General features: G+C 62.8%; 15 protein-coding genes. 3 read left to right on the top strand and 12 right to left on the bottom strand.

Annotated elements, in window-relative coordinates; all coding sequences use genetic code 11:
• Positions 1–81: 81 nt before the first annotated feature.
• The 8 genes from murB to P7C00_RS09680 all read right to left on the bottom strand — a co-directional run bounded on the left by murB (position 82) and on the right by P7C00_RS09680 (position 6,936).
• Positions 82–1,101: a UDP-N-acetylmuramate dehydrogenase gene (murB, locus tag P7C00_RS09715; protein WP_346631906.1), complete on the bottom strand. Its 1,020-nt coding sequence runs from the start codon at positions 1,099–1,101 to the stop codon at positions 82–84.
• The gene (locus tag P7C00_RS09710; protein WP_123725733.1) at positions 1,098–1,562 is read right to left on the bottom strand and encodes a low molecular weight protein-tyrosine-phosphatase; all 465 of its coding nucleotides are present in this window, start codon (positions 1,560–1,562) and stop codon (positions 1,098–1,100) included. The genes murB and P7C00_RS09710 overlap by 4 nt, the downstream gene beginning before the upstream one ends.
• Positions 1,562–2,326, bottom strand: a complete 765-nt coding sequence (kdsB, locus tag P7C00_RS09705) for a 3-deoxy-manno-octulosonate cytidylyltransferase (protein ID WP_346631907.1) — start codon at positions 2,324–2,326, stop codon at positions 1,562–1,564. The genes P7C00_RS09710 and kdsB overlap by 1 nt, the downstream gene beginning before the upstream one ends.
• Positions 2,323–2,508 (bottom strand): Trm112 family protein, encoded by a 186-nt coding sequence (locus P7C00_RS09700; protein WP_011060103.1) that lies wholly within the window; start codon positions 2,506–2,508, stop codon positions 2,323–2,325. Before P7C00_RS09700 ends, kdsB begins: the two co-directional genes overlap by 4 nt.
• 23 nt (positions 2,509–2,531) lie before the next feature.
• Positions 2,532–3,542 carry a tetraacyldisaccharide 4'-kinase gene (gene lpxK, locus P7C00_RS09695; RefSeq protein WP_346631908.1) on the bottom strand — a complete coding sequence of 337 codons (1,011 nt, stop codon included), beginning with the start codon at positions 3,540–3,542 and terminating at the stop codon, positions 2,532–2,534.
• Complete coding sequence (locus tag P7C00_RS09690; RefSeq protein WP_346631909.1) at positions 3,542–3,970, bottom strand: biopolymer transporter ExbD; 429 nt, start codon at positions 3,968–3,970, stop codon at positions 3,542–3,544. The genes lpxK and P7C00_RS09690 overlap by 1 nt, the downstream gene beginning before the upstream one ends.
• The gene (locus P7C00_RS09685) at positions 3,967–4,602 is read right to left on the bottom strand and encodes a MotA/TolQ/ExbB proton channel family protein (protein WP_025128684.1); all 636 of its coding nucleotides are present in this window, start codon (positions 4,600–4,602) and stop codon (positions 3,967–3,969) included. The genes P7C00_RS09690 and P7C00_RS09685 overlap by 4 nt, the downstream gene beginning before the upstream one ends.
• A gap of 102 nt (positions 4,603–4,704) precedes the next feature.
• The gene (locus P7C00_RS09680) at positions 4,705–6,936 is read right to left on the bottom strand and encodes a DNA internalization-related competence protein ComEC/Rec2 (protein ID WP_404938764.1); all 2,232 of its coding nucleotides are present in this window, start codon (positions 6,934–6,936) and stop codon (positions 4,705–4,707) included.
• Positions 6,937–7,075: 139 nt separating this feature from the next.
• On the opposite strand from P7C00_RS09680, the gene P7C00_RS09675 reads away from it, so the two are divergent.
• A complete protein-coding gene (locus tag P7C00_RS09675) occupies positions 7,076–7,591 on the top strand; it encodes a DUF2062 domain-containing protein (RefSeq protein WP_346631911.1) in 516 nt (171 codons plus the stop codon).
• Positions 7,592–7,644: 53 nt separating this feature from the next.
• On the opposite strand, the gene P7C00_RS09670 is transcribed toward P7C00_RS09675, so the two are convergent.
• The 4 genes from P7C00_RS09670 to P7C00_RS09655 form a co-directional block, all read right to left on the bottom strand.
• The gene (locus P7C00_RS09670) at positions 7,645–8,424 is read right to left on the bottom strand and encodes an ABC transporter permease (protein WP_102863930.1); all 780 of its coding nucleotides are present in this window, start codon (positions 8,422–8,424) and stop codon (positions 7,645–7,647) included.
• Positions 8,421–9,353 carry an ABC transporter ATP-binding protein gene (locus P7C00_RS09665; RefSeq protein ID WP_346631912.1) on the bottom strand — a complete coding sequence of 311 codons (933 nt, stop codon included), beginning with the start codon at positions 9,351–9,353 and terminating at the stop codon, positions 8,421–8,423. The genes P7C00_RS09670 and P7C00_RS09665 overlap by 4 nt, the downstream gene beginning before the upstream one ends.
• A gap of 132 nt (positions 9,354–9,485) precedes the next feature.
• Positions 9,486–10,109 (bottom strand): glutathione S-transferase family protein, encoded by a 624-nt coding sequence (locus P7C00_RS09660; protein ID WP_404938762.1) that lies wholly within the window; start codon positions 10,107–10,109, stop codon positions 9,486–9,488.
• Between the two features lie 42 nt (positions 10,110–10,151).
• Positions 10,152–10,811: a transglutaminase family protein gene (locus P7C00_RS09655; protein ID WP_346631914.1), complete on the bottom strand. Its 660-nt coding sequence runs from the start codon at positions 10,809–10,811 to the stop codon at positions 10,152–10,154.
• Between the two features lie 228 nt (positions 10,812–11,039).
• Here P7C00_RS09655 and P7C00_RS09650 point away from each other — a divergent pair, with 228 nt between their 5' ends.
• Both P7C00_RS09650 and P7C00_RS09645 read left to right on the top strand, forming a co-directional pair.
• Positions 11,040–13,487 (top strand): acyl-CoA dehydrogenase, encoded by a 2,448-nt coding sequence (locus P7C00_RS09650; RefSeq protein WP_404938760.1) that lies wholly within the window; start codon positions 11,040–11,042, stop codon positions 13,485–13,487.
• Positions 13,488–13,572: 85 nt separating this feature from the next.
• A complete protein-coding gene (locus tag P7C00_RS09645) occupies positions 13,573–13,980 on the top strand; it encodes a PA2817 family protein (protein WP_346631916.1) in 408 nt (135 codons plus the stop codon).
• The last annotated feature ends 56 nt before the right edge of the window (positions 13,981–14,036 follow it).

Raw genomic sequence — 14,036 nt, 5'->3', positions numbered from 1 at the left:
CGTCATGCATAAAAAAGCCTTGCAGGGTGTCAACCGTGCAAGGCTTTGGACTCAAGCGCTGAGCTTAGTTCAAGAGCGGCCTCAATACAGATTCGGCTCCATCTCCAGCTCGACACCGAAGCGCTCGGCAATATCGCGCTGGATGCGCCGGGCCAACTCCAACAGCTGCAAGCCTGTGGCCGTACCGTAGTTCACCAGCACCAGGGATTGCAGGCGATGAACGCCGGCATCGGCATCGCGAAAGCCTTTCCAGCCCGCCTGCTCGATCAGCCAGCCGGCCGCCAGCTTCACTTGCCCATCGGCCTGGGGATAACCCACCAGCCCCGGATGCGACTGCTTGATCTGCGCCGCCAACATCGCCGATACCACCGGGTTCTTGAAGAAGCTGCCGGCATTGCCAAGCACCGCCGGGTCGGGAAGTTTCTCGCTGCGGATACTGCAAATCGCCCGGCTGACATCCCTGGCGGTCGGCTGTTCGATGCCCTGTTCACTCAGGCGCTGACGCACCGGACCGTATTCCAGATGCAGGTGATCGACACGATTGAGGGCAAAACGCACCCGCAGAATCAGCCAGCGACCGGCCTGATGCTTGAACAGGCTGTCGCGGTAGGCGAACTGGCACTGGGCCAGATCGAAGTCCCGCAGCTCGCCGGTCTGCCGGTCCAGGGCGGTGAGACCGACGAACACGTCCTTGATCTCGACACCATAGGCACCGATGTTCTGCATTGGCGCGGCGCCGACGGTGCCGGGGATCAGGCTGAGGTTCTCCAGCCCGGACAAGCCCTGCTCCAAAGTCCACTGCACAAAGGGATGCCAGGTTTCGCCGGCCTCGGCTTCCACCACCACCCGCTGCCCATCATCGCTGAGCAAGCGAATGCCACGGGTGGCCATGCGCAGCACCAGTGCCCGGATATCCGCAGTCAGCAGCAGGTTGCTGCCACCGCCAATCACCAGCAGTGGCAACTGCTGATCGGCGCAATAGGCCAGGGCCTCGCGCACGTCGTCATCACTGTGGGCCTGGGCGAACCATTGCGCCCTGACCTCGACCCCGAAACTGTTGAACGGCTTGAGGGACACATCGGATTGAATGTCCAGGCTCATAACCGCCCCTTCAATTCGATCACCAACCGGTCACAGGCATCCTCGATCAGGTCCAGTACCTGCTCGAAGCCCTGCTCACCGTCGTAATACGGGTCCGGCACTTCATCCAGCGGCGCCTCGTAGCGGCGCAGGAATAGGTCCAGCTCGGCTTTGCCCCGGGCCGGCTGCAAGGCCTTGAGGTTGCGCAGGTTGCTCTGGTCCATGGCGAAAATCAGGTCATACACGGCGAAATCGGCGCTGCCGACCTGCTGCGCCCGTTGCGCAGAAAGGTCGTAGCCGCGCCGCAAGGCCGCCTGCTGGCTGCGCTTGTCCGGCGCCTTGCCGACGTGCCAATCGCTGGTACCGGCGGACGCGACCTGAACCTGATGACCCAGGCCGGCTTCATCCAATTTGCGGCGCAGCACGCCTTCGGCGGTGGGCGAGCGGCAGATATTGCCCAGGCAGACAAACAGAACCCGCATCAAGCCTCCAGCAGGCGCCGAACGCGCTCAAGGTCTTCGGCGGTATCGACGCCGGTGGGAGGCGCTTCCAGAGCATCGGCGACGTGGATGCGCACGCCGTGCCACAGGGCACGCAACTGCTCCAGGGACTCGGTGTTTTCCAGCCAGCACGGACCCCAGCTGACGAAGTCATGGAGAAAACCCGCACGGTAGGCGTAGATACCGATGTGCCGGCGATAAGGCACGCCTTCCGGCAGCTGATCACGACACTTGGCAAAGGCATCCCGGGCCCACGGCAAGGTGGCGCGACTGAAGGTCAGGGCCAGGCCGTTGAGGTCAGTGACCACCTTGACCACGTTCGGATTGAACAGGGTCTCTGCGTCCTCGATCGGCTCGGCCAGGGTGGCCATGCGCGCTTCGGTATGGGCCGCCAGGTTGGCCGCCACCTGATCGATCACCGAAGGTGGAATCAGCGGCTCATCGCCCTGGACGTTGACCACAATGGCATCTGCCGCCAAGCCGAGCTTGCCCGCGACTTCCGCCAAACGATCGGTACCCGAGTTGTGGTCTTCCCGAGTCAGCAGCGCTTGCGCGCCAAAGCCCTGGCAGACCTCGACGATACGCTGATCATCGGTGGCCACCACCACCCGCTCGGCGCTGCTCTTGCAGGCCTGCTCCCAGACCCACTGGATCATCGGCTTACCGGCGATCAGTTGCAGGGGTTTGCCTGGCAGGCGGGTGGAGGCGAAACGCGCCGGGATGACCACGGTGAAGGCGCTGCTCATTTGTCCAGACGCTCTTCGGTGGTCAGGGTACGGGCCTCGCTTTCCAGCATCACCGGAATGCCATCGCGAATCGGATAGGCCAGGCCGGCGCCCTTGCTGATCAGCTCGGTCTTGTCGGCGCTGAGTTTAAGAGGGCCTTTGCAGATCGGGCAGGCCAGGATGTCGAGCAGTTTGGTGTCCATGAGGATTCCCTGGATAAAAGCTATTAAGGCAACAGACGATCAGGCAGCAGACGCATCAGTTGGGTATCGAACCAGGCGATGAAGGCCGCGGACGGCACGGCGTCCACCGCCAGGTACCACCAGTCGGCAGCCGCAAAGTCACGGCACTTGACCGCATCTTTTTCGGTCATGACCAGCGGCAATGACGGGGTGAAGGCCAAGGCCTGCGCACTGTATTGGGCGTGATCGGCAAATGCATGGGGGACAGGCCGCCAGTGTAGCGTTTCAAGGGTGTTGAAGAAACGCTGGGGGTTGCCGATACCGGCCACCGCGTGCACCGCCTGCCCTGGCGCGAAGTGCTCCACCGGGCGGCGCTCGCCGCTCTGCAGATTGACCAGCGCCGAAGGCTTGAGGTGGAAGGCAAAACCGTCGGCGCGATCATCAAAGGCGCCGTTGTAGAGCAGTGCATCGACACTCTCCAGGCGCTCCACCGGCTCGCGCAGGGGGCCGGCCGGCAAACAGCGGCGATTACCCAGGCCGCGGGCCGCGTCGATCAGCACCAGCTCCAGATCACGGGCCAGGCGGTAATGCTGCAGGCCATCGTCGGAAAGAATCAGGTCCAGCGGTTCAGCAGCCAGCAAGGCCTGCACCGCGCGGCTGCGATCCGGGTCGATCATCAGGGGCACGCCACAGCGCTGCACGATCAACAGCGGTTCGTCGCCGGCCACCCCGGCACTGTCAGCGGCAGTCACCCGCCAGGGCAATTGCGGCGGCTTGGCGCCATAGCCGCGACTGACCACCCCGACCCGCAGGCCCAGGCGCTGGCAGTGCTCCACCAACCACAGGATCAACGGCGTCTTGCCGGTGCCACCGACGGTGATGTTGCCCACCACGATCAAGGGCACCGGCGGTTGATAGATAGCCCCCTCACCTGCCAGGAAACGCTGGCGCTTGCCCACCACCACGCGGCGGTACAGCCATTCCAGGGGCTGCAGCAGTTTCAGCGCGGGATGGCCGTTGTACCAGGCGGCGAGCAGACGATCAGAAAGTGCCATCAGGGTGCCGGCGCCGCCTCGACGGTGGTCATGCGCAAATGGCTGAAACCGAGCTTGCCGGCCGCGTCCATGGCAGTGATCACCGCTTGATGTTGTGTCTTGCCGTCGGCACTGATGGACAGCGGCAGGTTGGTGTCTCCCGCCGACTCCTTCTGCAAGGCGTCCATCAGGGTCGCCAGGTCATTCTTGGGCAGCAACTGATTGTTGACCGAGAACACGCCATCGGCGCTGATGGCGATATCCAGCTGCTTGACCTGCTGGTCTTCGGCGGGCGAGCCGCTGACCGCTTCCGGCAGATCGACCCGCAGTTGGGTCTCCCGGGTAAAGGTGGTGGTGACGACGAAAAACAGCAGCAGGATGAACACCACATCGATCAACGACGCGAGGTTGATGTCCACGGTTTCCCGGGGTTTGCGACGGAATTTCACGCTTTGCCCTCAGCCAGGTCGACATCGCGGTCGCCCTGGATCACTTCCACCAGCTTGATCGCTTCCTGCTCCATGCCCACCACCAGTTCATCGACCCGGCGCTGCAGGAAACGGTGGAAGAACACCGAAGGAATACCCACCATCAAGCCTGCAGCCGTGGTGATCAGTGCCTTGGAAATACCACCGGCAAGGACTGCGGCGTTGGTGGTCATCCCCGACCCCATGAACGAACTGAAGATATCGATCATGCCCAGCACCGTGCCCAGCAGGCCCAGCAGGGGCGCCATCGCGGCGATGGTGCCGAGGGCGTTGAGGTAGCGTTCCAGTTCGTGAATGACCCGGGCCGCGGCCTCCTCGATGCATTCCTTCATGATCTCGCGACCATGCTTGGAATTGGCCAGGCCCGCCGCCAGAATCTCTCCCAGGGGCGAATCGGCACGCAGCTCCTTGAGTTTTTCCTTATTGAGTTGCTTGTCCTTGATCCAGCGCCAGACCTGACCCAACAAATGGGGCGGGGTGACTCGGCTGGCCCGCAGGGTCCACAAACGCTCGGCGATGATGCCCACAGCCGCGATGGAACTCAGAATGATCGGCAACATCATCCAGCCGCCGGATTTGACCAATTCCCACACAGTGACAGTCCCCTCGAAAAAGTGCGCCACTCTAACATAGGGGCTGGACGCACCGAAGACCGTGATGTCGCATGCTCAGGGGCTTTAATAACCCACGGTTATTTAAGGCATTGCTGGCAAGTCGCGCCAGAAACGCCGCTGTTGCCGCAGGCTTTCAGGCTGCCCGAAAGCCCCCAGTCGTAGCTTCAGTGCGCCTTGCTCGGCACTGTCATGGATCGCCACGCCCAGTTGCCGGTAGCGCGCCACCACCTGGGGGTGAGGATGGCCAAAGGCATTGCCCCGCCCCCGGGAAATCAGCACCGCCTTCGGTGCCAGCCGCCGGAGCAAGGCCATGGACGATGAGGTACGGCTGCCATGATGGGGCGCCTGCAACCAATGAGTGCGAACCGCCAGCGGACTGTCGAGCAAGGCCCGCTCAGCATGGACGTCGATATCGCCGGTGAGCAGCAGGCGTTCGCCGCCGGCCTCGACCAGCAGCACACAGGAAGCCTGGTTGCCGTCTGCAGCCGCCGCCCACTGCCAAAGAGTGAAGCGTGCACCATTCCAGCCCCAGCTCAGTCCGCTATCACAGGGGGCTGATTGCAGGGCGGCGGGCAAGGCCCCGGGCTCACCACTGCGCACCTGGCTCACCGGTAGCCCGCGCTGGACTGCCAGGGCGCCACCGGCATGATCGTTATCGGCATGGCTGAGCAGCATCAAGTCCAGCCGTTGAATGCCAAGCTTACGCAGCGTCGGCAGCACCACTCGCTCCCCCAGGTCGAAATCCGCGACTCGCGCACCGGCGTCATACAACATCGCGTGATCACGGGTACGCAGGATAAACGACAACCCCTGCCCCACATCCAACTGCCAGACCTCCACCTCTCCCTCGGGCACGGGGTCCTGGGGAGGCCAGACCGCCAGCAGCAACAGCGGCCAACCCAGCACCCGCATTGGCACGCCCTTGGGCAACAGCAACAACAGCGCCCCCAAGCTGCTGATGCCCCAAAACCAAAGGGGTATCAACGGCGCCACCCAGGCTGGCCATAATCCGGCCATCGCCCCCAATAACCGGAACAACCCATCCAGCAAGCCCCCCGCCAGCCATAACAGGCCTTCGCCCACATAAGGCACAGGCAGCAACAGACAGCCCAGCAACGCCGGGGGCAGGACCAGCAGACTGATCCAGGGCACGGCCAGCAGATTGGCCAACGGACCACTGAGACTGATGGGTAAGCCAAGGGCCAGCAATGGCGGCAACAGGCCGATACCCATCAGCCACTGGGCACGGGTCCAGCTCTGCCACCAGCGCCAGGTGCCCAGGCGCCCGGCAAAGGTGAAGATGAGTACCGCCACCGCCACAAAGGACAGCCAGAACCCAGGCTGCAAGCTGGCCAGGGGCTCGAACAACAGCACTGCATTCAACGCCAGCAACAAGGGCCACCAAGCCCGCAGATGACGAAAGCGCAAGCGCCAGAGCAGCACCAGCGCCACCATCACGCAGGCCCTCTGCACCGGCACATCGAACCCTGCCAGCAGGCCGTAGCCCAGTGCCCCGCCAAAGGCCAGGGCACAAGCCCAGGGCAGCCAGGGCCAGCGCGCGGGCCAGAGTCCGTAACGGGCCAGCCCTGCCACTGCAAGGTAGATCACTCCAGCCAACAGGCTGATGTGCTGCCCGGATATCACCATCAGGTGCACCGTGCCGGTGTCCTGCAACAGTTGCCAATCTTCCCGCGTCAGCCCCGAACCGTCGCCCATCACCAACGCCGCCAGGCCTGCGGCGCGGCCGTGGGCCTCGACCTCAAGTACACGCTGGCGCAGACCGTCACGCCAGGCCTGACGAGCCGGCGCCAGCAGTTGTCCGTCCTTGACCGTGCCGGTGGCCCCAATACGCCGGGCCAACAACCAGGCTTCGTAATCGAAACCGTGAAGATTGAGCAGACCCGCAGGCCGCCGCAGCTTGACCGCCAAGCGCCAGCGCTCGCCGCTATTGACGGGCGGCCCACCGTGCCAGGCCAGGCGAATTCGCCGTGGCAGGCGTTCTCGTCGAGACTGGGCATCCTTGAGCTCAAAGCGCACCACGCCCGCTCCCGGTTCCGGCAAGCCGAGCACCCGCCCTTCCAGCCAACGGGTTTGCCCATCCAGAGACTGAGGCAGGCGATCATCTAGCGCCCATTGCCCGGATGCACAGGCCCAGGCCAGACCGAACAAAAAAAATGCCACCGGATGTGTACGAAAAGGCAGCAACATCAGCCCCCCTATCGCCATCAGCAGCAACAACCAGCCGGGCGGCAGCACCGGCATGAAACCCAGCGCCAGCAGCCCTGCGGCCAACGCCAGCATCGCCATAGCCATCAGTCAGCCCATCCTTGGCAGTCCCTACTCTTGGCTTAGCCGAGGATCGCAGGTGCGGCTTTATCATTTGTCACAATGTCTGAATTTTCGCCGACTAGAATCCGGTCATAATCGTCGCCTGACCTGACCGAGAAGCCTTATGCCCCGGCACTTATTCAAACGTTACATGCCAGATCCGGTCAGCATCCGGGAACACAAGTCCTTACGTTTTCTCGGCACACTGCTGCATGACGCCAACCTCTGGCACCTCAATCGTCACTCGGTAGCCCGAGCCATGGCTGTAGGCCTGTTCGCGGCCTTTATCCCGATCCCGATGCAGATGCTGCTGGCTGCAGTGCTGGCCATCTGGTTGCGGGGCAACATGCCCATCAGCGTCAGCCTGGTCTGGCTGACCAACCCCATCACCATGCCGCCGGTGTTCTTCTGTACCTATCAACTGGGCGCCTGGCTGATGAATGTGCCGCCGCGCACCCTGCCCGACGAACTGACCTGGGAATGGATCAGCAGCCAGCTCAGTACCCTGTGGCAACCCTTCCTTCTCGGCTCGGTGGTGGCCGGACTGGTGCTGGGGGCGCTGGCCTATTGCCTGACCATGCTCTACTGGCGCTGGTGGGTCGGCCGCCAATGGCACAGGCGCAAGCAACAGCGGCGATGACAAACGAAAACGGCCTCCCAAAGGAGGCCGTTTTCAGTACACCATCACGGCGTTTACTGACGCATGCCGCGCCCGCTGACCAGCAGTCGGGCACAACCGATATAGAGCACCACGGTGGCTACCAGCATGAAGGTGATGGCCACGCTGATCTTGATGTCCGAAACCCCGAGAATGCCGAAACGGAAGGCGTTGACCATGTGCAGCACCGGGTTGGCCAGGGACACGGTCTGCCAGAACGGCGGCAACAGATTGATCGAGTAGAACACTCCGCCCAGGTAGGTCAGGGGCGTCAGCACGAAGGTCGGAATAATCGAGATATCGTCGAAGTTGCGCGCGAACACCGCGTTGATAAAGCCCAGCAGCGAGAAGATAGTCGCCGTCAGCACCACCACCAGCACGGTCACGCCCAGGTGATGCACCTGCAGCTTGGTGAAGAACAGCGACAACAGGGTCACGATGATCCCCACCATCAAGCCCCGCAGGACCCCACCCAGGGTGTAGCCGATGAGAATGGTGTGGGGCGATACCGGCGACACCATCAATTCCTCGATGGAGCGCTGGAACTTGCTGCCGAAGAAGCTCGACACCACGTTGCCGTAGGAGTTGGTGATCACCGACATCATGATCAGCCCGGGCACGATGTACTCCATATAGGTGAAACCACCCATATCGCCGATCTGCCGACCGATCAGGTTACCGAAGATGACGAAGTACAGAACCATGGTAATGGCCGGCGGCAGCAGGGTCTGCGGCCAGATCCGGGTAAAGCGTCGGACCTCGCGATAGACAATGGTGTTGAGCGCCACCAGATTGGGTTTCAACTCCGAACTCATACCGCCACCTTCGACAAATTCTTCTCCACCAAGGACACGAACAACTCCTCAAGTCGGTTGGTTTTGTTACGCAGGCTCAAGACCTCGATGTTCTGCAGAGCCAGTTGGCCGAACAGCGCCGTGATACCCACAGCCTTGTCCACCTGGACTTCCAGGGTGTGGCTGTCCACCAGCCGAGTCGGGTAGCCCACCAGTTGCGGCGCCACATTGAGATCGTGCTTGAGGTCGAGCAGGAAGGTTTCCACATGCAACTGGCCCAGCAACTGACGCATGCTGGTGTTCTCGACGATGGTGCCGTGATCGATGATGCCGATGTTGCGGCACAGCTGCTCAGCCTCTTCCAGGTAATGGGTGGTGAGGATGATGGTGATGCCTTTCTGATTGAGCTCGGTGAGGAAGCTCCACATCGAACGGCGCAGCTCGATATCGACCCCGGCAGTGGGTTCGTCGAGGATCAGCAGGCGCGGCTCGTGGACCAGGGCCCGGGCAATCATCAAGCGGCGCTTCATGCCGCCGGACAGGGAGCGTGACGGTACATCGCGCTTGTCCCAGAGGCCGAGCTGGGTCAGGTACTGCTCGGCCCGCTCCTTGGCGATCTTCGCCGGAATGCCGTAATAGCCGGCCTGGGTGACGACGATGTCGAAGGTCTTTTCGAACTGGTTGAAGTTGAACTCCTGCGGCACCACACCGATGCAGCGCTTGAGCGCCGCCGGTTCACGATCCAGATCGTGACCGAAGACATTCACGGTGCCGCTGGTCTTGTTCACCAGGGTCGAAAGAATGCCGATGGTGGTGGATTTACCGGCCCCGTTAGGGCCAAGCAGGGCGAAAAAGTCACCTTCGGCGACATCCAGATCGATACCACTCAGGGCCTGGAAACCGTTGCCGTAGGTTTTGGTTAGCTGCCGGATGGACAGAGCGGAACTCATATCGGATTCATGCACCAAGATGGGGGAATTTTATAAGTAAGGGCGGCCTGGCTGGATTGCAACGACGCCAGGCGCTCGCCATGTTGCGGGTCGAGGCCACGCAAGTACAGTCACCCGTATCGATAGTGGGTATTAAGTCAACGCGGTCATCACCGCCTGACGATAGGCCGGACGCTGCTTCAAACGCTGGTACCAGGCCTCAAGATGGTGCATCGACGGCCGCTCGATGGGCATCTCGAACCAGGCATAGATAAAGCTGCCAAGCGGGATATCGCCCACACCGATTTCTTCTCCCGACAGATAGGGCTGCAAAGCCAGCGCCTGATCGACCCGGGTCAGCAGCTCGGCGCAAGTGGCCTTGGCGGCATTGATCTGTTGCCAGTCCTGCTGCGCTGCGGGGGTGCGCAATACGCCCCAGAACAAATGCCGGAACGGTTCAGCGAAGGTCGAGGTGGTCCAGTCCATCCACTTCTCGGCGCTGGCCCGGGCCTGCACATCGGCCGGGTACCAGTGGCTATTGGCGGCATGCCGGGCTGCCAGGTAACGCACGATGGTGTTGGACTCCCAGAGCACAAAGCCATCGTCTTCAATCAGTGGGATGCGTCCATTGGGGTTCAGTGCCCGATACTCCGGGGTGTCCACTACGCCAAAGGCACCGCCGGCATCCAGGGACTCATAAGCCAGCCCCAGCTCTTCAGCACACCACAGCGCCTTTCTGACATTCGACGAGTTCTTGCGACCCCAGATCTTCAGCATGACCATCCCTCAGTAATGAATGCCGGGGCAGTCTACGCCTGATCAGCCGCGACTCAAATCGCCGTGCATGTCCCCCAGCGCCACAGGGCTCTGCTCATTGAACAGATGGGGATAGCACTTTTCCAGGTGAGCAAAGAACAGGCTCTGCGGTACATCGGCGAAGCGCCCGTGGTCCACCAGGTATTCCATGGACTGGTCGCCCTGGCGGTTGAAGGGGTGGAAAACGCTGTCCTGCACACCGTCAAAATCCAGCGGCGCCACATCGAACAGCTCGCACAGGCTCTGATTGAACGCTGGCGTCGCCTTGACCCAGCGTCCGTGCAGATACAGCTCGGTGTAGCCGTGCATGGCGAACACATCGCTGCGCAGCAACTCAAGCAGACGGGGCGTCGACAGATGATTGCGCACATCCGCCAGACCGATACGTGCAGGAATCCCGCAATGACGGGCGCAGCCGGCCAGCAAAGTGGCCTTGGGCACGCAATAGCTTTCGCCGCTGGCCAGGGCATGGCTGCCCCGCAAGGTCTCGGGATCGCGACTGAAGGCGTAGAAGTTGTAGCGCACGGCCTCACGCACTGCGTAGTACAGGCTCACCGCCTGCTGTCGCGGATCACCACTGGCACCGCGATGAGATTCGGCGAACTCCACCACGGCAGGGTGGTCACTATCGATGAAGCGGCTGGGACGCAGGTACTCGTGCATGGGCAAAACCTCCGAGCGAAGCCTGGAGTCTATCGAGGCGTCCGCCCCAGCGATAACGACGTTTCGGCCAAAGGTCAGGGTCGGCTCGATCCAATCGGGCCGGGTTTGCAAACCCTGGCTCGACGGCAAAGTCCACTGCTGTACCCGCACCGCCCCGATCACCCGCTTTGTCGGAGGCCGACTAAGCTCTGAAGGTGATTTGGCCCCTGGTTTCATGGAGGATTGAATATGCTGTTGTTGTGGATACTGGTTCTGCTGGTTGGGGTGGCCTATCTGGCGCACCGCCGAACCGCCCCTCTGCCCGCCCTGGGCGCAGTGGCCGTTTTCCTGCTGGCCATGGGCGCCTTCAGCCGAGCACCCGGCTGGCTGTTGCTGGTTTTCTGGGTAGTGCTGGCGGCCGTTGCCGCGCCTTTGCTGCTGCCGGACCTGCGACGCAAGTACTTCAGCGCACCGCTGTTCACCTGGTTCCAGAAAGTCCTGCCACCGATGTCGCAAACCGAACGCGACGCCATCGACGCCGGTACCGTGTGGTGGGACGGCGAACTTTTCAGCGGCCGCCCGGATTGGAACACCTTGCTGGCCTATCCCAAGGCCCAGCTGACCGATGAAGAACAAGCCTTTATCGACGGCCCCACCGAAGAACTCTGCGCCATGGTCAGTGACTGGCAGATTGGCCAGCATATGGACCTGCCGCCCGCGGCCTGGACCCATATCAAGGAACATGGCTTCTTTGCCCTGATCATTCCCAAGGAGTACGGCGGCAAGGGCTTTTCCGCCTACGCCCACTCTCAGGTGGCGATGAAGCTGGCGACCCGCAGCGGCGACCTGGCCTCCACGGTCATGGTCCCCAACTCCCTGGGCCCTGCGGAACTGCTGCTGCATTACGGCACCGACGAGCAACGCAACCACTACCTGCCACGCCTGGCTCGTGGCGACGACATCCCCTGCTTCGCCCTCACCGGCCCGCTGGCGGGCTCCGACGCCGGGGCCATGCCGGATACCGGCATCATCTGCAAAGGCCAATGGCAAGGCGAGGAAACCCTCGGCCTGCGCCTGAACTGGGAAAAGCGCTACATCACCCTGGGCCCGGTAGCCACCCTGCTGGGGCTGGCTTTCAAGGCCCACGACCCGGATCACCTGCTGGGGGACGAGGAAGATCTGGGCATCAGCCTGGCGCTGATTCCCACCGACACCCCGGGGGTCGACATCGGCCGTCGTCACTTGCCTCTGGGCGCCGCCTTCATGAACGGCCCCAATTCCGGAAAGGACGTGTTCATCCCCCTGGACTTCCTCATTGGCGGTCAGGAAATGCTCGGCAAGGGCTGGATGATGCTGATGAACTGCCTGTCGGTGGGCCGTTCCATCTCACTGCCAGCGGTGGGCACCGGCGCCGCCAAGTTCACCAGCCTGGTGACCGGCCAGTACGCCCAGGTACGGGAGCAGTTCAATGTGCCCCTCAGCGCCTTCGAGGGGATTCAGGAAGCCCTGGCCCGCCTCGGCGGCAATGCCTGGCTGATGGACAGCGCGCGCATGCTGACCGCCAACGCCGTGGACCTGGGAGAGAAACCCTCGGTGCTGTCGGCGATCCTCAAGTACCACCTCACCGAGCGCGGACGCGAGTGCATCAGCCACGCCATGGACGTGCACGGTGGCAAGGGCATCATCATGGGCCCCAACAACTACCTGGGCCGCAGTTGGCAGGGCGCGCCGATCTTCATCACCGTGGAAGGCGCCAATATCCTCTCGCGCAACCTGATGATCTTTGGCCAGGGGGCAATCCGCTGCCACCCCTTCGTGCTCAAGGAAATGGCCCTGGCCGGGCGCGAGGACCATGACCAGGCACTGAAGGAATTCGATGCCCTGCTGCTCCAGCACATTGGTTTTGCCGTAAGCAACGCCGCCAGCACCCTGGTGCTGAACCTGGGCCTGGGCCACTTCGAACAGGCCCCGGGAGATAAGCTCAGCCAAGGCTACTTCCGCGCCCTGAACCGCCAGGCTGCGGCCTTCGCCCTGCTGGCCGACGTGTCCATGATGCTCCTGGGGGGCGAGCTCAAGCGCCGCGAGCGTCTGTCGGCGCGCCTGGGCGACGTGCTCAGCCACCTGTACCTGGCCTCGGCAGCCCTCAAGCGCTATCACGATCTGGATTCACCGGAGTACCTGCGGCCCCTGCTGGCCTGGGCCCTGGAAGAAAGCCTTGGCCACTCCGAACGCGCCCTGGACGAGTTGCTCAGCAACTTCCCCAGCCGAGTGTTCGGCTGCCTGCTACGGATATTGGTGTTCCCCTTCGGCCGTCGCCATACCGGGCCGTCGGACCGCCTGGATGCCGAAGTGGCGGCGATCATTGGCCGCGCCCAGGGCGACCCGGCCCTGGAAGCGGTGCTCGCCGGCTGCTATCGCCCGCAATCCACGGACGATCCGGTAGGCGCCCTGCAACACGCCTGCAACCTGCTGAGTGCAGCTCATCCACTGCAGAAAAAACTCCACGAAGCACTGAAAAGCGGCCAGGTCAAACCGGCTGCGGGCGAGTCGCCCATCGATGCAGCCCTGGAGGCGGGCGTGCTGCAAGCGGCCGAAGCCCAGAGCCTGCGGGACGCCGAAGCGGCGCGACGCAAAGTCATCGACGTGGATGATTTCGCCAAGGAAGAACTGACCTTGAGCGAGGGCAAGACCCGCTAAGCGGGTCCCTCGGGACAGGTCGATTATGAAACCGGGCGCGGGGGCTATATACTCCCGCGCCCGTTTTGCTCTTGAGGACCCTGTCATGTCCAACGTCGTCGCCGATCATCTCGTCCTCCTGGACCACCTGCGCAGCATTCTGGTGGCGGTGGGAGAAGCCGAACAGGTTCCCGAAGAAAGCCACGCGCTGTTCCTGGAGCGCTTCGATGAACTGCGCGCCTCGCTGCCGATCGACCCGATCGAAAGCCAGTACCTGGGCCAGGACCTGCTGTGCCAGATCATGCAGCGCTATCCGCAGATCGCTCATCTGGTGCCTCGCGACCTGCTGTGGTTCTTCGCCGGTGACTGCCTGCACTACATGCCCGATGAAGAAATCGACCTGTACCAGACCCTGGAAGAGCGTCGCTTCGAAGCCGAGCAGAACGACGAGCCCTTCGACTGGAACCAGGAAAAACAGCTGCTGGCGCTCTCCGCCCAGGACAGCAAGCACTGATCGCCGCGCCTCGCGCAGCCAAGGCCCGCCCGGTTTTTCCGGCGGGCCTTTTTTGT

Source organism: Pseudomonas sp. JDS08PS003 (assembly GCF_045013505.1).
GTDB classification, from domain to species: domain Bacteria; phylum Pseudomonadota; class Gammaproteobacteria; order Pseudomonadales; family Pseudomonadaceae; genus Aquipseudomonas; species Aquipseudomonas protegens_B.
This window is presented reverse-complemented; position numbering and strand designations above follow the sequence as displayed.